Source organism: Marinomonas sp. NPDC078689 (assembly GCF_044542435.1).
In the GTDB taxonomy this organism is placed as follows: Bacteria; Pseudomonadota; Gammaproteobacteria; order Pseudomonadales; family Marinomonadaceae; genus Marinomonas; species Marinomonas arenicola.
Genome location: NZ_JBITUJ010000001.1, coordinates 277,195 through 294,966, shown reverse-complemented (window position 1 = coordinate 294,966; position 17,772 = coordinate 277,195). Strand labels below are relative to the sequence as shown.

17 protein-coding genes and 2 tRNA genes are annotated in these 17,772 nt (G+C 45.2%); 2 read left to right on the top strand and 17 right to left on the bottom strand.

Annotated elements, in window-relative coordinates; all coding sequences use genetic code 11:
• Window positions 1–2: 2 nt before the first annotated feature.
• Window positions 3–1,046, bottom strand: a complete 1,044-nt coding sequence (locus tag ACIGBN_RS01280) for a DUF3080 family protein (protein WP_396663214.1) — start codon at window positions 1,044–1,046, stop codon at window positions 3–5.
• On the opposite strand from ACIGBN_RS01280, the gene ACIGBN_RS01275 reads away from it, so the two are divergent.
• Window positions 1,039–1,449, top strand: coding sequence for an acyl-CoA thioesterase (locus ACIGBN_RS01275; protein WP_133001845.1), 411 nt, complete (start codon window positions 1,039–1,041; stop codon window positions 1,447–1,449). The genes ACIGBN_RS01280 and ACIGBN_RS01275 overlap by 8 nt on opposite strands.
• 60 nt (window positions 1,450–1,509) lie before the next feature.
• Here ACIGBN_RS01275 and ACIGBN_RS01270 read toward each other — a convergent pair whose 3' ends face one another.
• The 16 genes from ACIGBN_RS01270 to rlmE all read right to left on the bottom strand — a co-directional run bounded on the left by ACIGBN_RS01270 (window position 1,510) and on the right by rlmE (window position 17,332).
• Window positions 1,510–2,100: an LPP20 family lipoprotein gene (locus ACIGBN_RS01270; RefSeq protein WP_341562312.1), complete on the bottom strand. Its 591-nt coding sequence runs from the start codon at window positions 2,098–2,100 to the stop codon at window positions 1,510–1,512.
• A 117-nt stretch (window positions 2,101–2,217) separates the two neighbouring features.
• Window positions 2,218–4,326 (bottom strand): polyribonucleotide nucleotidyltransferase, encoded by a 2,109-nt coding sequence (gene pnp / locus ACIGBN_RS01265; protein WP_133001847.1) that lies wholly within the window; start codon window positions 4,324–4,326, stop codon window positions 2,218–2,220.
• Window positions 4,327–4,508: 182 nt separating this feature from the next.
• Window positions 4,509–4,778, bottom strand: a complete 270-nt coding sequence (rpsO, locus tag ACIGBN_RS01260) for a 30S ribosomal protein S15 (protein ID WP_133001848.1) — start codon at window positions 4,776–4,778, stop codon at window positions 4,509–4,511.
• A 109-nt stretch (window positions 4,779–4,887) separates the two neighbouring features.
• On the bottom strand, window positions 4,888–5,817 hold the full coding sequence (gene truB / locus ACIGBN_RS01255; RefSeq protein WP_133001849.1) for a tRNA pseudouridine(55) synthase TruB: 930 nt from the start codon (window positions 5,815–5,817) through the stop codon (window positions 4,888–4,890).
• A gap of 9 nt (window positions 5,818–5,826) precedes the next feature.
• Entirely contained in the window at window positions 5,827–6,216 is a 390-nt protein-coding gene (gene rbfA, locus ACIGBN_RS01250; RefSeq protein ID WP_115896791.1) for a 30S ribosome-binding factor RbfA, read from the bottom strand.
• Window positions 6,217–6,228: 12 nt separating this feature from the next.
• A complete protein-coding gene (gene infB, locus ACIGBN_RS01245) occupies window positions 6,229–8,790 on the bottom strand; it encodes a translation initiation factor IF-2 (protein WP_133001850.1) in 2,562 nt (853 codons plus the stop codon).
• A 26-nt stretch (window positions 8,791–8,816) separates the two neighbouring features.
• Window positions 8,817–10,307: a transcription termination factor NusA gene (gene nusA, locus ACIGBN_RS01240; RefSeq protein ID WP_133001851.1), complete on the bottom strand. Its 1,491-nt coding sequence runs from the start codon at window positions 10,305–10,307 to the stop codon at window positions 8,817–8,819.
• A 28-nt stretch (window positions 10,308–10,335) separates the two neighbouring features.
• Window positions 10,336–10,797 (bottom strand): ribosome maturation factor RimP, encoded by a 462-nt coding sequence (gene rimP, locus ACIGBN_RS01235; RefSeq protein ID WP_133002116.1) that lies wholly within the window; start codon window positions 10,795–10,797, stop codon window positions 10,336–10,338.
• A gap of 199 nt (window positions 10,798–10,996) precedes the next feature.
• A tRNA-Met gene (locus ACIGBN_RS01230) sits at window positions 10,997–11,073 on the bottom strand.
• Window positions 11,074–11,118: 45 nt separating this feature from the next.
• Window positions 11,119–11,204, bottom strand: a tRNA-Leu gene (locus tag ACIGBN_RS01225).
• 24 nt (window positions 11,205–11,228) lie between these two features.
• Window positions 11,229–11,591: a preprotein translocase subunit SecG gene (secG, locus tag ACIGBN_RS01220; RefSeq protein WP_341562307.1), complete on the bottom strand. Its 363-nt coding sequence runs from the start codon at window positions 11,589–11,591 to the stop codon at window positions 11,229–11,231.
• A gap of 4 nt (window positions 11,592–11,595) precedes the next feature.
• Complete coding sequence (gene tpiA / locus ACIGBN_RS01215) at window positions 11,596–12,348, bottom strand: triose-phosphate isomerase (RefSeq protein ID WP_133001853.1); 753 nt, start codon at window positions 12,346–12,348, stop codon at window positions 11,596–11,598.
• A gap of 104 nt (window positions 12,349–12,452) precedes the next feature.
• Window positions 12,453–13,787 carry a phosphoglucosamine mutase gene (gene glmM / locus ACIGBN_RS01210; RefSeq protein ID WP_133001854.1) on the bottom strand — a complete coding sequence of 445 codons (1,335 nt, stop codon included), beginning with the start codon at window positions 13,785–13,787 and terminating at the stop codon, window positions 12,453–12,455.
• Window positions 13,787–14,620 carry a dihydropteroate synthase gene (gene folP, locus ACIGBN_RS01205; protein WP_396663207.1) on the bottom strand — a complete coding sequence of 278 codons (834 nt, stop codon included), beginning with the start codon at window positions 14,618–14,620 and terminating at the stop codon, window positions 13,787–13,789. The genes glmM and folP overlap by 1 nt, the downstream gene beginning before the upstream one ends.
• A 31-nt stretch (window positions 14,621–14,651) precedes the next feature.
• The gene (gene ftsH, locus ACIGBN_RS01200; RefSeq protein WP_243711913.1) at window positions 14,652–16,652 is read right to left on the bottom strand and encodes an ATP-dependent zinc metalloprotease FtsH; all 2,001 of its coding nucleotides are present in this window, start codon (window positions 16,650–16,652) and stop codon (window positions 14,652–14,654) included.
• 59 nt (window positions 16,653–16,711) lie between these two features.
• Window positions 16,712–17,332: a 23S rRNA (uridine(2552)-2'-O)-methyltransferase RlmE gene (rlmE, locus tag ACIGBN_RS01195; RefSeq protein WP_133001857.1), complete on the bottom strand. Its 621-nt coding sequence runs from the start codon at window positions 17,330–17,332 to the stop codon at window positions 16,712–16,714.
• A gap of 99 nt (window positions 17,333–17,431) precedes the next feature.
• Here rlmE and ACIGBN_RS01190 point away from each other — a divergent pair, with 99 nt between their 5' ends.
• Complete coding sequence (locus tag ACIGBN_RS01190; protein WP_133001858.1) at window positions 17,432–17,734, top strand: YhbY family RNA-binding protein; 303 nt, start codon at window positions 17,432–17,434, stop codon at window positions 17,732–17,734.
• The last annotated feature ends 38 nt before the right edge of the window (window positions 17,735–17,772 follow it).

The following is a 17,772-nucleotide window of genomic DNA, read 5'->3' as shown; positions in this document are numbered from 1 at the left end:
CCTCATCTTACAATACCTGATAAAGCGATATCGCAGCGATTAAACAATCGACTCCAAGCCTGCGCATGACGCTGGGAAGCGCGCTGATAACGACCCCAAAGCCCCTCTTTTTGATCAAGCGATAACATAGACAAGTATTGATCCAAGGCTTTCGGCAATGGTTGTCCATAGACGGCAGCTTGCCTAATCAAAGGTAATATCTGATAAGCCGTCGCATTAATTTTTGCCATATAAGGCTGGATAATCTTAATGTAATGACGCTCAAACTGTTGCTTAAGAAAGGTCACCGGTGGCCCACAAACGCCCTCTGGCAAGTCTTCTATTGCCTCTGACACAACACTCAAAAAACGACTTAATTGCGCCAAGCTATAGATTAATTGCCCTGCGTACTCACTGTCACTCAGTGCCTTTAGATCCTCTTCAAACGCCTTTCCTTCAAGCTTAGGCAAAGAAGATAAATTCGCCCCCAGCGCGTTTATGTCACGCAATGAGGCCAGCAACACTTGATAATGAGTCAAATCGTTTTTAAGTGGTAAAAAGCCGTTCGACAAACTAAAAAAATCCTTCCCTTCAGCACCATTAAACACGGCATTGGTAAAAGCAATAGGCAACTCTTGTCGCTTAATTTTGGCAATAGCATTGAGTTTTTCAGCCAATTGAACATTGCCAATATGACATGACTCAATGGCGCGGATAATATTAATTTCATACAAAAAGCGCTGACTTGCCGGCATAACCTTCCCCAACACGCTGTTTTTCTCGCCCACTAAAAAGCCCACATCACACTGCTGTAATGAGAGAAAATCGAGTATGCTAACGTCAAATTTAGTGAGTGCTTGCTGTCGCTGATGCAAAGGAGGATACAAGCTGGGCGAAACGAAGTCCGGTACGACAAGCTGTATGTATTTCGAACGGGATAAATCCTTCACGTAATCCATCAGCAATGACTCAGGCTGATACCGAGAAGTGCAGCCAGTCAGCACCAGCAAGCAACCCAAAGCGATAGCCCACACGACTTGAGGAAATATACGAATTAATATGAACAAGCTGCTAATCCAAAAACGTGAAGAAATCTCTGAAACCCGCGTCGCCAAAATGGTTTTCCCAGGAACCACCAATCACTATGACACCCTGTTTGGTGGAATCGCCTTACAATGGATGGACGAAGTCGCCTATATTGCCGCGACACGCTTTGCCAGAAAACCCTTAGTCACTATTTCGACCGAACAAGTGAATTTCAAACAGCCTATTCCGTCCGGTATTTTAGTCGAATTGGTGGCTCGCGTTGTCCATGTTGGTCGCACCTCTTTAAAAGTTGAAGTGAATATTTTCTTAGAAGAACTCGACAGCGACAAACGAACCAAAGCCATCACTGGGCACTTCAATTTCGTGGCCATTGATGAAAACAAAAAACCTGTCCCTATTTTCTCAGAAGACGATCAAGAATAAAAAGAAGGGAAAATAAGAGTAAGCCAGCCTCATAATGTAGACGCTGGCTTACTCCCTAACTTATTGTACTTTCTGTTTAGCAATCTCTGACGCTAATTCATCAAAGCTCTTTTTTGCTTCTAATTTTTGATAAATTGCTTGGTTATTCTTCATTGATGTACGCAAAATATCTTCAGAAATACTCTCCGTTTGCTTTGGGTCTAGACCCACTAACACCACCAAACCGCCGCTTGGCGTTGGCAGCTGACGCAACACACGAGAGCCAACTAAGGTTTGCTCTGTCACTTGCTTAGTGACAACACTGTTTACACGATCAACACTTTCAGCGTCGCCAGCCCCTGTCGTTTCTACATATTGCTTCACCATATTCTGCAGATTCAGGCTCAGCACTTGAGCCAGTTCCACTCTGGCCGCTGTTGCCGCCATTTGTTTCATATAGTTTGGACCTGCTGCGGATTTTTCACTGTAGCCTACAGCCGAAAGTGCCACACCTTCAACCGGCGCGCCACAAACCCATTGTGGTGCCGCTTTATTTGAACCATCGGCAAACACACAATCCGGCACAGGCTCAGCTTGAGTAAGCACTTCTTTTGAACTACATGCCGCTAACAACAAGGCCGCGGCGGCAACACCAAGTAACTTAAACTTCATCCTTTCCTCACTCTCAAATAAACAATTTGAATTCTTTGTATAGTAGACGAATTCATCCCATAAAAACAAAAAAAGGTGCCAAAAGGCACCTTTTCAAAAAAGTCATAACGCGTTTACTTATTCAGTAAAGTTCGCTTTGTCTTCTTCTGTTACGTCTTTCATAGACAATTTAATACGGCCACGCGCATCAACGTCTAGTACTTTTACAATCACATCCTGACCTTCAGACAAAAAGTCTGAAACAGCACGGATACGCTCTTCAGCGATTTGAGAGATGTGAACCAAACCATCTTTACCAGGCAAGATATTCACGAAAGCACCGAACTCAGCAAGACGAACCACTTTACCTTGGTAAAGTTTGTCTACTTCTGCTTCTGCTGTGATCTCATGGATCTTAAGCAATGCAGCATCAGACGCGGCTTTATCCGCTGCGTAAATACGTACTGTACCGTCGTCATCTAGGTCGATAGAAGCACCTGTTTGCTCAGTAATGGAACGAATCATCGCACCACCTTTACCGATAACGTCACGGATTTTCTCAGGATCGATTTTGATCGTTGCCATAGACGGCGCATTTGGAGACACTTCAGGACGAGCGTAGCCAATCACTTCCGCCATTTCGCGAAGGATGTGCTTACGCGCTTCCATTGCTTGGCTTAATGCGATATCCATGATTTCTTCATTGATACCTTCGATTTTAATGTCCATTTGAAGCGCGGTAATACCTTCTTCAGTACCCGCTACTTTAAAGTCCATATCGCCTAGGTGATCTTCGTCACCCAAGATATCAGTCAAGACAGCAAAACCGTCGTCTTCTTTGATCAGACCCATTGCGATACCAGCAACGGGCGCTTTAAGAGGAACACCTGCGTCCATCATAGACAAAGACGCACCACAAACAGACGCCATAGAGCTAGAACCGTTTGATTCAGTGATCTCAGACACAATACGAATGGTGTATGGGAATTCATCTTCAGAAGGCAATACCGCTTGAACACCACGACGTGCTAGACGACCGTGACCGATTTCGCGACGACCAACGCCACCCATGCGACCACATTCACCAACAGAGTATGGAGGGAAGTTGTAATGCAACATGAAGCTGTCTTTGTTTTCGCCAGCTAGACCGTCAGACATTTGCGCATCACGGCTAGTACCTAGAGTACAAGTTGCAATCGCTTGAGTTTCACCACGTGTGAACAAAGCAGAACCGTGAGTTTTGCTTAACAAACCCACTTCAACGTTGATTGGGCGAACGGTTTTGTTGTCACGACCATCAATACGTGGCTGACCATCGATAACACGACGGCGAACGGTGCGTTTTTCAAGTTTCGCGAAAGCACCGGTTACGTCAGCTTCTGAGAATTCACCTTCTTCAGTCACTAGCGCTTCAACAGCCGCTGCACGTACTTCGCCTAATTTAGCGTAGCGTGCCATTTTTTCGCTGATGCCGTATGCTTCTTCGATTTGAGCGGCGTAACCTGTTGCTAGCGCTTCAGTCAAAGCAACATTCGCCACTTCTGCTTCCCATTCCCAACGAGGCTTAGCGCACTCAGCAGCGAATTCAGTGATCGCAGAAATAGCCGCTTGCATTTCTTTATGAGCATAAAGAACCGCGCCTAACATTTCGTCTTCTGTTAGCTCTTGCGCTTCAGATTCAACCATCAATACAGCGTCTTTCGTACCCGCAACAACCATGTCTAGCAAAGAACCATCTAGATCAGAGTAGCTTGGGTTAAGAATGTAACCAGACTCGTCGTTAAAACCGACACGTGCTGCACCAATTGGGCCATTGAATGGAATGCCAGAGATAGTCAATGCTGCAGACGTTGCCAACATAGCCGCGATGTCAGCGTCTAAGTTAGTGTTTGTCGACATAACCGTACAAACAACCTGAACTTCGTTCATGTAACCTTTTGGAAACAATGGACGAATTGGACGGTCAATAAGACGAGAAGTCAGAGTTTCTTTTTCAGAAGGACGGCCTTCACGTTTTAGGAAACCACCTGGGATTTTACCAACCGCGTAAGCACGCTCTTGGTAATGAACAGACAATGGGAAAAAGTCTTGACCTGGTTTAGCAGATTTAGCGCCAACAACAGTTGCAAGCACTTGTGCATCACCAATAGTACAAAGAACCGCACCGGTTGCTTGACGAGCAATGCGGCCTGTTTCTAGTGTTACGGTATCGTTACCGAACTGGAAAGTTTTTGTCGTAATACTCACACGTATTCCTTTTCATTAAAAAAATTACTTTCTCCCAAAGATCTTCTTTTAAAGCCAGTACTCATATGCACTCTTTCTGTCTCGTTTTCCAGTAACGAAAAATGCATATGAAGTACAGGCTGTCCCTTGGGAGACCAATAAATAAAAAAAGGGCCATAATAACTTATGGCCCTTCCTCAGTCTTAGCGACGCAGACCTAGTTTTTTGATCAAACTAGTGTAACGTGCAGCGTCTTTACGCTTAAGGTAATCCAACAATTTACGACGTTGGTTTACCATGCGAATTAGACCGCGACGAGAATGGTGGTCATGGATATGAGTTTTAAAGTGACCTTGAAGACCTTCGATGTTCTTAGTCAACAATGCTACTTGAACTTCAGGAGAACCAGTGTCGCCTTCCGCTACTTGAAACTCTTTAACCAATGCTGCTTTTGATACTGCAGATAATGCCATAATCTATAACTCCAAATTAATATGCTATAAAAAAATACAGGGTAGCCGAGCATATTTTCAGTTACCCTATAGCCTGCAAGTTTAACACTCTTTTTAGCAGAACTCACTGCTATTTATTCGCGCTCTCGCTGGTATTTAATAGTCGATGCGGACGAATATTTGTCTCTTTGATTTTGCCCAACCCAAGGAAGTCCTGACTGTCTTGATCGTAGAGTCTCAGTAAGCGACCTTCCTCTAATGGGATAGGGCTAGAAACCGTACGACCAAACAACATATCCTTAGTATCGTGGGTCGGCAATTCTATGCGATGCAAATAGTCTACCGCTGAATCCATCGGCATTAAATGGGCATCAAGGGCCGCTTCACCTTGCTCTGCAATCGCTTCAAACTCTTCAAGGGTTAACATACCCTCTGGGGCATAGCCTGCCGTTGAAATACGATGCAAGGACTTCAAGTGCGCTCCGCAACCTAATGCCTCACCAATGTCTTCGCCAATCGTTCTAATATAGGTGCCTTTAGAACACTGGATATCCAAAGTAAGCGAGTCTTCTGTTCTCGACACTAACGTCAGATCAGAGATAGTAACCTGTCTACGTTTACGTTCGATGACAATGCCTTTGCGGGCGTATTCATACAAAGGTTTGCCTTCGTGCTTAAGCGCAGAATACATCGGGGGAATTTGTTCTATGTCGCCACGAAAACGATCAAGCACAGACTCAAGCTCGTCTTCTGTTAAAGAAGGAACCGGCTCATCGGTCAGCACATCGCCTTCACGATCACCCGTTGTGGTTCTTTTACCTAGCTGAATACAGGTTAGATAACGCTTATCAGCGTCTAAAAGGAACTGCGAAAACTTCGTCGCCTCTCCCAGACACAAAGGCAACATACCTGTTGCCAATGGATCTAAAGCGCCTGTGTGGCCTGCTTTAGCTGCCCGGTACAAGCGACGAACTCGCTGTAACGCCTGATTTGAACTTAAACCGATGGGCTTGTTCAGTAAGACAATACCGTCCACTGAACGCCATTTTGTTTTAGACATACCGACCAATTACTCGCTTTCGTTACCGTTTTTTGCTTCATCATCACGAATCACTTCGTCGATCAAAGCAGACATTCGCGACCCATTGACCACACTCTGGTCATAATGGAAACGCAAATGCGGCATAACTCGAAGTTTTACTTCTTTTGCCAAACGGCCACGTAAGAAACCTTTCGCACTGTCTAGGGCTTCTTGATTTTCAGCCAACACTTCTGGCTGATCGTCTTTACCCAAAACCGTGTAATAAATGTCCGCGTAGCCTAAATCTTTGGCCACACGCACTTCGTTGATAGTAACCAACCCTAAACGCGGGTCTTTTACTTCAAACTGGATCAAGGACGCCAGCTCCTTTTGGAGCTGGTCACCAATCCGACTAGTACGACTAAATTCGCCTGCCATGATTTTGTCCTATTAAAGAGTACGCGCAACTTCGACGGTTTCAAAAACCTCGATTTTATCGCCTACCTTAACATCGTTGTAGTTCTTAACACCGATACCACATTCCATGCCTTTACTAACATCGTTAACCGCATCTTTGAAGCGACGAAGAGACTCAAGTTCACCTTCGTAAATAACAACATCATCACGCAATACACGAATCTGCTTATTACGGTATACCGTGCCTTCAATAACCATACAGCCAGCAATCAAACCGAACTTAGGAGAACGGAATACATCACGTACTTCTGCTGTACCTTGGATGTCTTCGCGAAGATCTGGAGTCAACATACCAGACAAGGCAGATTTCACATCGTCGATAATGTTGTAGATTACGCTGTAGTAACGTAGATCAATGCTTTCACGCTCAATGAATTGCTTCGCAGATGCGTCCGCACGAACGTTGAAACCAAAGATAACCGCTTCAGAAGCAAGCGCTAATGTCGCGTCTGTTTCGGTAATACCACCAACACCGCTAGAAACGATGTTCACTTGCACTTCTTCAGTATTCAAGTCAGTCAATGACTTGATTAGGGCTTCCAAAGAACCACGCACATCGGCTTTAAGCACAACATTAAGCGTACGAACTTCGTCTTTGCCCATTTCAGAGAACAAGTTCTCTAATTTCGCAGAATACTGACGAGCAAAGCGTACTTCACGGTATTTGCCTTGACGGAAGTTAGCCACTTCACGCGCTTTACGCTCATCAGCCACCACGATGAATTCTTCACCGGCTTCTGGCGTACCATCTAGACCTAGAATTTCTACTGGGATAGAAGGACCAGCACTGTCGATTGCTTTACCATTTTCGTCTAACAAGGCACGAACACGGCCCATTTGTAGACCAGCCAAAACGATATCGCCTTTGCGCAAAGTACCATTTTGAACCAACAAGGTAGCAACCGAACCGCGACCACGGTCAAGACGAGACTCAACCACAACACCTTTACCTGGAGAGCTAGGTACGGCGTTCAGTTCAAGTACTTCAGCTTGCAGTAGAACCGCTTCTAGAAGCGCTTCGATGCCTTCACCAGACTTAGCAGAAACACCAACGAATTGGATGTCACCACCCCATTCTTCAGGCACAACTTCTTGAGCCACTAATTCGTTTTTAACACGATCAATGTCAGCGCCATCTTTGTCGATTTTAGTCATCGCAACAACCATAGGAACACCGGCTGCACGAGAATGCTGAATCGCTTCGATTGTCTGTGGCATAACACCGTCATCCGCAGCACAAACAAGAATAACAATGTCTGTTGCTTTCGCACCACGTGCACGCATAGAAGTAAAGGCGGCGTGTCCAGGTGTGTCTAGGAAACTGATCATGCCATGTGGTGTTTCAACGTGGTAAGCACCAATGTGCTGTGTAATACCACCAGACTCACCCGCGGCAACACGAGTCGTTCGGATGTAATCAAGTAGCGATGTTTTACCATGGTCTACGTGACCCATTACCGTCACAACAGGTGCGCGTTTGATTGCTTCACCTTCATAATCGATGGCTTCAAGCATGTCATTTTCGACTGCGTTTTCATCGATGAATTTAACCGTGTGACCCATTTCTTCAACAACCAAGGTCGCTGTATCGCGGTCAATAGTTTGGTTAATGGTCGCCATTGCGCCCATTTTAAACATCACCTTGATCACTTCAGCGGCTTTGATTGACATTTTTTCTGCAAGATCAGCAACAGTAATGCTTTCCGGCAGAGCAACTTCATGGATCTGAGGCGCTGTCGGTTTTTGGAAGCCGTGTTCTTGCTTAGAAGGTTTCTTACCTTTACGTCCCAGTTTACCGCGACGGAAATCATCATCGCCGTTTACATTTACGCGGGAACGCTTGTTATCTGAGTTATTACGGCCACGAGGCTTGTTATCGCCGTCTTGGCGAGGGGCCCCTTTTTTACCTTTAGGCGCAACTGGCGATTTTTTATTGTCCATCGCTGGTTGAGACGCTTTTTTCGTCACTTTAGGCTGTTTTGGTGCTTCCACGGGTTCTGCCGCTCCTATATCGGAGTCATTCTGCTCCGTATCGTTTTGCACATCAGCATTTGAAACAGTGGATTTCACCGCCTCCTGACGTGCTTTTTCTTCGGCTTCAGCTTTGGCTTTTGCCGCCTTTTCCGCTTCAAGCTTGCGCTCAGCTTCAAGACGAGCCTGTTCTTCGGCCTCTAGACGCGCCTGCTCTTCGGCCTGACGCTGCGCAAGAACTTCTTGTTGCTTCTGAAGTTCCTCATCGGCATCATTTCGCTTCACATAAGTGCGCTTTTTCTTAACAGCAACATTAACTGCTTTACCGCCATCACTGCGGGACAAGGTACTGGTCTTTTTACGCTGCAATGTAATACGCTGCGCTCCATCATCCTCATCGCCGTGCTGACGTTTTAAATAGTTTAACAGTATTTGCTTTTCAACATCAGAGACGTCTTGATTTTCACTCTTTTGAGGAAGACCAGCGTCTTTCATCTGAGCCAGTAGCTTATCGACTGGTGTATCCACCAATTCGGATAGTATCTTTACGGTTTGAACTGTCATTAAGTTCCCCCTTATGTACTCAGATTTTACTCAGATTCAGCAAACCATGGTGCACGCGCAGTCAAGATGAGTGTGCCGGCACGCTCTTCTGTCATATCGTCGATATCAAGTAGCTCATCAACAGACTGCTCGGCAAGATCTTCCATCGTGATCACGCCTTTAGAAGCAAGAACAAGAGCAAGGTGATTATCCATCCCCTCCATCTCTAAAAGGTCTGCTGCTGGCTTAGCACCATCTAACTGTTCTTCAGCTTGAAGCGCTTGGTTTAGCAAGGCCTCTTTTGCACGAGAACGTAATTCGTTTACTAAATCTTCATCAAATCCGTCGATGTCTAACATTTCTTCCATTGGGACGTAAGCCACTTCCTCTAAGGAAGCAAATCCCTCTTCGACCATTTGAATAGCCAAATCGTCGTCAATTTCCAAGTTATCAACAAACAAGTCGATCAACTTTTGTGACTCTTCTTGCTGTTTCGCCTCGGCGTCTTCGCTCGTCATCACATTTAAAGCCCAACCTGTTAATGTTGAAGCTAGACGAACATTTTGGCCATTACGACCAATGGCTTGCGCAAGGTTGTCACTTTTTACTGCAACATCCATAGAATGCGCGTCTTCATCAATCACAATAGAATCAACTTCAGCAGGAGCCATTGCGTTGATGACTAATTGAGCTGGATTATCATCCCAAAGGACGATATCAACTCGTTCACCATTCATTTCATTTGAAACAGCCTGTACACGAGCGCCGCGCATGCCCACACAAGCACCAATTGGGTCAATACGACGGTCATTGGTTTTTACTGCAATTTTTGCACGTAAGCCTGGATCACGAGCCGCGCCACGAATTTCAATCACTTCTTCAGAGATTTCTGGCACTTCTAAACGGAATAACTCGATCATAAAGGCAGGAGAGTTACGTGACAAAATAAGTTGTGGACCACGATTGTCTTCGCGAATTTCTAACAACAAGGCACGAATACGATCATTCATGCGGAATGTTTCACGAGAAATCAGCTGATCTTTTGGCAACGCTGCTTCTGCATTTTCACCAAGATCAACAATCAAGCTGTCACGAGTCACTTTCTTCACTTGACCGTGTACCAGTTTGCCTACTTTTTCTGAGTATCGAGCAACCACTTTTGCACGTTCAGCTTCACGTACTTTTTGTACGATCACTTGTTTCGCTGTTTGTGCAGCGATACGGCCAAACTCTTCAGACTCAACTTCTTCTTCGTACACTTCACCGATGCCAACACCAAGATCTTGTTCTTCGGAGTCATCGATTGTTAATTCGGAAGCTGGCGCAGAGTAATCTTCATCAGCGACGATATTCCATTGACGGTATGTTTTATAATCACCTGTACGCTGATCAATAGAAACACGAATAACGGCGTCTTCTTCAAAACGACGTTTGGCAGCACTAGCTAAAGCAATTTCAACGGCTTCGAAAATAACTTGTTTCGGAACATCTTTTTCGTTGGAAACGGCTTCCACTACCAAAAGAATCTCTTTGCTCATCCTTTTAGCCTCTCTTCAAGGTTAATTTTTAAAATTGTGGAACAACATTTGCCTTTTCGATCAAGTCGATTGGCAATAGGTATTCTTCTTGGTCTACACGGATAACGATGTCTTCGTTTTCGATACCCACTAACTGCCCTTTAAACTTGCGACGTCCATCAAATGGAACACGTAAGCGCAGAGAAACAATAGATCCTACATAAGCTTGGTACTGAACCAGATCAAACAACGGACGATCCAACCCAGGAGAAGATACCTCTAGGTTGTATTCCCCTGTAATTGGGTCCTCAACGTCTAGGATAGAGCTGACTTGTCGGCTGACTTGAGCACAATCTTCGACATCTATCCCTTTCTCAGCTTCGGTTTCAATAAAGATACGAAGCACAGAATCCTTACCCTGAGATAAGTATTCCATTCCCCAAAATTGAAACCCCAAACCTTCTACGACAGGTCGGATTAGTTCTTCTAAAATCGTATATTTCGCTGACAATCGCTTTCTCCGAAACGGTAATTTTCTAAACGCAGAAACAAAAAACGGGCTCGCGGCCCATTTCCATTTATAACCAGTCACAGTGCAGATAACAAAAAACCCCATATAGGGGTCCTCATAGCTCGCCTTAAGAATACAATTAAGAGAGCTGCCATTCGAAAATGGCTTGTCATTCCAAAACTCAACACTGAGTAAAAATTGGTTGCGGAGGCTGGATTCGAACCAACGACCTTCGGGTTATGAGCCCGACGAGCTACCAGACTGCTCCACCCCGCGACAAACTAACGACACTATACAGGAAATATAACGTCAACTCAATATTGGTACCGATGGCCGGACTCGAACCGGCACAGCCTAAGGCCACCACCCCCTCAAGGTGGCGTGTCTACCAATTCCACCACATCGGCATAACCACACTACGTTCCAATTTACTAATTAGTTGTTGGTAAATCGGACGTTGTATCTGAGGATTTCTTATCATCACCTAGTTTAGGCATTTCAACGCTGTCATCTACTTGAGACGCGATAGGTGCCAAATCGTGAGCACCAGAAACACCGTTTGCTTTTTCGCTGGCAAAATATGCCAAGCCAAAGCTTGTCAAGAAAAACACTAGCGCAAACACAGCCGTCATACGACCAAAGAAGCTACTGTTACCCTGACTACCAAATACAGTTTGAGAAGCGCCACCACCAAAAGAGGCTCCAGCGTCTGCACCTTTACCTTGCTGTAGCAATACTAGAGCGATAATCAAAATCGCCGCCAATACATGCAGAACTAACACAAGTGCTTCCATTAAATTAACCTGCCGCTTTTACTATTTCTAAAAATTCTTTTGCATCAAGTGATGCACCACCTACCAAAGCACCATCTATATCTGGCATCGCAAATAAAGCACGACTGGTTGACGCCTTTACACTGCCGCCATATAGAATCTGAACACGCTGAGCAACAAGGTCTGAGGATTTAGCGATGAAAGCTCTGATCCCGCAATGCACTTCTTGCGCTTGCTCTGATGTTGCCGATAGTCCTGTACCAATTGCCCAAACAGGTTCGTAGGCAATTACTATACGATTAAACGCTTCCACACCCAACAAACTCAAAACTGCTTGAATTTGTCTTTCGCAAACAGCCAGTGTTTGCCCTGCTTCACGCTCTTCCAATGTTTCACCAATGCAAAACATAGGAGTAAAATCTTTATTAAGCAGTGACTGTATTTTCAAAGCGACAAGATCATCAGTTTCCCCATAAAGGGAGCGACGCTCTGAATGCCCTACTAAGACATACTTAACGCCAAAATCTTCTAACATTGAAGCCGATACTTCGCCAGTGAAAGCGCCGCTTTCTTTGTCACTTACATTTTGCGCAGCCAGTTTGATCAGATCGCTCTGGGCACATAAAGTAGACACTAAATGCAAGTAAGGGAACGAAGGAGATACAACCACTTCAGAATTAGAGTGACCCGCCTTAAGCAAATCAGTTACAAGCGCTGTAATTGACTCTGTCGAGCCATTCATTTTCCAGTTACCCGCAACTATTTTTTGACGAATCATACTCTAACCCTTAAATTCGAGGCGCCCATTCTATGGAATGGCGCGCATTGTTTCAAGCATTTATTTTTGCCTAAAGCAAAAACACCTTAACGCATCAATACAAATTAACCCGCCACCACAGCATTCACTTCATCGACTAAATATTCGATCAGCTCATCAACCGTTTCATCATCTCGGCCTTCAACCATAACGCGAATCAAAGGCTCTGTTCCAGAAGCGCGCAAAAGCACACGCCCCAAGCCATTTAATCGCTCGTTGGCCACCGCTATGGCTTTTTGCAAAGAAGGCACTTCCGTTGGCACAAAGCGCTTCTCTACACGGATATTTTTCAGTTTCTGTGGAAACTTAACCAAACCTTTTAGCAATTCTTCTAGTGTTTTTTCTTCTTCGATCATGGCTCTAAGCACTTGAAGAGCCGCTATAATGCCGTCTCCCGTGGTCGTAATAGAACGACAAACAATGTGCCCTGATGGCTCACCACCTAACACCCAGCCATGCTGAACCAATTTTTCGTTAACGTATCGGTCGCCTACGGCGGCCCGACTAAAGCCAATTCCGCTTTCAGAAAACGCCAACTCAAGACCGAAATTACTCATTAAGGTACCAACCACACCACCGCTAAAGCGGCCAGTTTGCATCAAGTGGTTAGCAATCACATACAAGACATCATCGCCGTCGCGCACAACACCATTATGGTCAACCAAAATCAATCGATCGCCGTCACCATCGAGCGCAATACCAATGTCTGCTTTTTCAGCCAATACGGTTTCACGCAATAGCTCTGGTTTAGTGGCACCACTGATCTCATTAATATTCAGCCCATCTGGACTAATACCAATGGCGATAACATCCGCACCCAACTCAGAGAACACACGAGGTGCAACGTGATAGGTTGCACCATCGGCACAATCAACAACAATTTTCAAACCGCTCAGCTGAAGGCCGATCGGAAAAGTCCCTTTGCAATATTCAATGTAGCGCCCAGCCGCATCTTCAATGCGTCTAGCCCGACCAATCAAACTTGAATCAACCACTTCCATTGGCTGATCTAGGTAATATTCAATTCGCTCTTCAAGCTCATCTGAAATTTTTCCACCCTCGGCAGAAAAGAACTTAATACCGTTGTCCGTATAAGGATTGTGAGAAGCACTAATGACAATGCCGGCACTTGCACGGAAGGTTCGCGTTAAATAAGCAATAGCTGGTGTTGGCATAGGCCCAACAAGACGCACATCAGCGCCCGCCGCCACAATCCCAGACTCCAACGCCGACTCAAACATATAGCCAGAAATGCGCGTGTCTTTACCGATTAAGATTTTCTTATCTTTCTCTTTAAACACCTGACCAGCAGCCCAGCCAAGTTTTAACATAAATTCTGGCGTAATTGGCGTCGTGCCGACCTTACCTCGAATTCCATCCGTTCCAAAATACTTGCGCATTATACTTCTCTCTCAATACGATACATCAGCTCTAACATGTCCACATGAGGCTTCACATCATGAACTCTAAATAATCGAGCACCTTGGGAATAGGTCGCAGCGTTCGCCCCCATGGTTCCATAAAGACGCTCATCGACAGGCACGTTTAGCACCTCACCAATCATTGTTTTACGCGACAACCCGATCAAAACAGGAAACCCTTTACGCCTAAAATCTACCGTGTGATTTAACAGCGCAAGATTGTGTGGCAAAGATTTTCCAAAGCCGACACCGGGGTCCAAAATCAATTTATCTCGACCAATACCAACCGCTTCACAAGCCGCAACACGTGCCATCAAGTACGCGTTCACTTCCTCTACAACAGAATCATACACCACATCATCCTGCATGGTGCTTGGACTGCCTCGCATGTGCATAAGACAAACAGGCAATCCAGTGTTGGCCGCTGCTTGGAGCGCACCTTCTCGCTCTAACGCTCGCACATCATTGATCAGTCCAGCCCCTAAACGCGCACTTTCAGACATTACCGAGGGAGTACTGGTGTCAACAGAAATAATCGTATCAAAGCGCGCTTTAATGGCTTCAACAACCGGCAGCACGCGATCCATTTCTTCTTCAACACTAACAGGAAGGGCACCTGGCCGAGTGGATTCTCCTCCCACATCAATGAAGCTTGCACCATCCAAAATCATTCTTTCGGTTTTCGCTAAAGCATCATCAAGGGAAGAATAAGACCCGCCATCAGAGAATGAGTCTGGGGTGACATTTAATATCCCCATTACATGAGGACGAGACAAGTCGAGCGACTTGTCTCCAAAGGTCATAAAAGACATTCACTATCCATAGACATGACTATCGAGTGAGTTAAGACTCACCCGATATTTTAGAGTTAGTAGAGCTCGCAGGATTAGCAGAAGAATCAAGATCATCTTGAGTCTCTACTTTTGCTTCTTCTACCTCTTGATCAGACGCTTTTGTCTCATCGTTTTCAGACTTAGCATCACCCGCTGGCGCATTGCCACTTGGATCCGTCCAACCTTCTGGTGGAGATGGCTTCTTGCCATCCATAATCTCTTTGATTTGTTTTGCATCAATCGTTTCATATTGCATCAAAGCCTCTGCCATAACATCCAGCTTGCTGCGGTTGTCATTTAGGATTTGTGATGCTTTTTCGTAACAACGATTAATAATATCCTGAACTTCGGCGTCAATTATTTTGCCAGTTTCAGGAGAGAAGTAGTTTGCCTTGCTTCCTGTTGGGCCTGAGATATAGCTGCCACTATTATCGTCTTCTTCATAGGCGAATGGTCCTAGTTTTTCAGATAAGCCCCATTTCGTCACCATGTTTCGAGCAATGCTTGTTGCGCGCTCAATATCATTCGATGCACCGGTCGATACGCCATCAAAACCATGAATGATTTCTTCTGCTATACGGCCGCCATACAAACTACAAACTTGGCTCTCAAGACCTGTCTTACTCACACTGTATTTGTCTTCTTCAGGCAAATACATGGTTACACCCAAGGCGCGTCCACGAGGAATAATAGACACTTTATAAACAGGATCATGCTCAGGCACTAAATAACCAATGATGGTGTGACCCGCTTCATGATAAGCCGTATTCAGCTTCTCTTTCTCATTCATCACCATGGTTTTGCGCTCTGCGCCCATGAGGATTTTGTCTTTCGCCAGTTCAAGCTGCTCCATATTCACCAAACGGCGATTAGAGCGTGCTGCAAACAACGCTGCTTCATTGACTAGGTTAGCCAAATCGGCACCAGAGAAACCCGGTGTACCACGTGCAATGTTTTTCGGTTCAACATCATCATCACAAGGCACTTTACGCAAATGCACTTTAAGAATTTGTTCGCGACCACGAATATCAGGCAAACCAACCTGTACTTGACGGTCAAAACGACCAGGACGCAACAACGCAGGGTCTAGCACGTCAGGACGGTTAGTCGCCGCAATAACGATAATACCTTCGTTGCCTTCAAAACCATCCATTTCAACCAACAATTGGTTCAATGTCTGCTCGCGCTCATCATTACCGCCGCCCATACCGGAACCACGATTTCGACCTACTGCGTCAATCTCATCAATAAAGATGATGCAAGGGGCGTGTTTTTTCGCTTGTTCAAACATGTCGCGTACACGAGATGCACCCACACCCACAAACATTTCAACAAAGTCAGAACCAGAAATGGTGAAGAAAGGCACTTTTGCCTCACCAGCAATCGCTTTAGCCAGCAATGTTTTACCAGTACCTGGAGGACCACACATCAAAATACCACGAGGTATTTTACCGCCTAAGCGCTGAAATTTACTCGGCTCTCTTAAGAAGTCGACTAACTCTTCGGTGTCTTCTTTTGCTTCGTCACAACCTGCCACATCGGCAAAGGTTGTTTTAATTTGATCTTCTGGTAATAAGCGCGCCTTTGATTTACCAAAGGACATAGGGCCGCCTTTACCACCGCCACCGCCTTGCATCTGGCGCATAAAGAACATAAAAATGGCCAAGATAAGCAAGATAGGGAAACTGGCTACCAGCAGCTGAGTCCAAATACTTTGGCGCTCAGGCATTTTGCCTTCTACAACGACTTTATTGCTTAACAAGTCATCCATGATCTTTGGATCTGCCGCCGCTGGGCGAACCGTATCAAAAGTGTCACCACTGGTGCGCGTACCGCTAATGGTATAACCATCAACAACCACTTTCGCGATGCGGCCATCATGAACCTCTTGGACGAACTCAGAATAAGAAATTCGATTTGTGTCAGATGTCGTATTAAAATTGTTGAATACGGTCAGTAGCACAGCGGCAATGACCAACCACAACAGTATATTTTTCAGCATATCGTTCAAGAGCTCACCTCTAAACGGTTATATTTAATGTTTCCAGTATCATACCAGAACACGCTTAATTAACCTTTGTATTGTCTTCCTAATAAATAAACTTCGCGGCTACGTGCACGCGATGCTTCCGGTTTTCGTGTTACAACGCTCGCAAACTGCGCACGCATAGCTTTGAGATATTCCTCAAAACCCTCTCCTTGAAACACTTTCACCAAGAAGTTCCCGCCAGGACGCAACACTTGCGCCGCCATATCCAAAGCCAGCTCTACAAGATACATAGCCTGAGGCTGATCAGACGCACTATTACCACTCATATTGGGGGCCATATCTGAAATTACAAGATCTGCCTTTTCATCCCCCATTTCTGCCAAAATGGCTTCATAGACACTTTGCTCAGTAAAATCACCTTGCACAAAGGTGACACCTGGCAAAGGCGCCATTTCAAGAATATCAGACGCGACTATCGTGCCCTTATCCCCAACCAGTTTCGCTGCGATTTGAGACCACCCACCAGGGGCCGCCCCCAAATCAACCACCCTGATCGCAGGGCGGAACAATTTGTCTTTATCGTTAATCTCTATCAGCTTATAGCTGGCTCTAGAGCGATAACCATCTTGCTGGGATTTTTTGACATATGGATCGTCAAAATGTTCCTTCATCCAACTATTACTACTTTTTGATCTTGCCACGGTTTCATCATACCTAAATCAGTCTATATTCCGCTATAATATCGCTTAACCTCTAAAGCCTCCAATAAAGAGGGTTAACTAAGATGAGAAATTTTTATTATGAGTCTGACAAACGCACAAAAAAAGCAATATCGCTTAATTGGTCACGCCCTTAATCCTGTTGTTATGATCGCAGGTAACGGCTTAACGGAATCGGTACTAACCGAAATCGATCGTGCTCTAGAAGATCACGAGCTAATCAAGGTTCGTATTAGCGTCATGGATCGTGACGTAAGAACAGCACTGATTGCAGAAATCAGTAAAATTATGAAGTGTGAAGTGGTCCAAACGATTGGTAAGGTTGCACTTTTTTACCGCGCAGCGTTAGAAGCTAACCCAAAGCTTTCCAACCTACTTCGCTAAGAACGTCAGTGAAATAGCCTAGCTGTTTAAAAAACAGG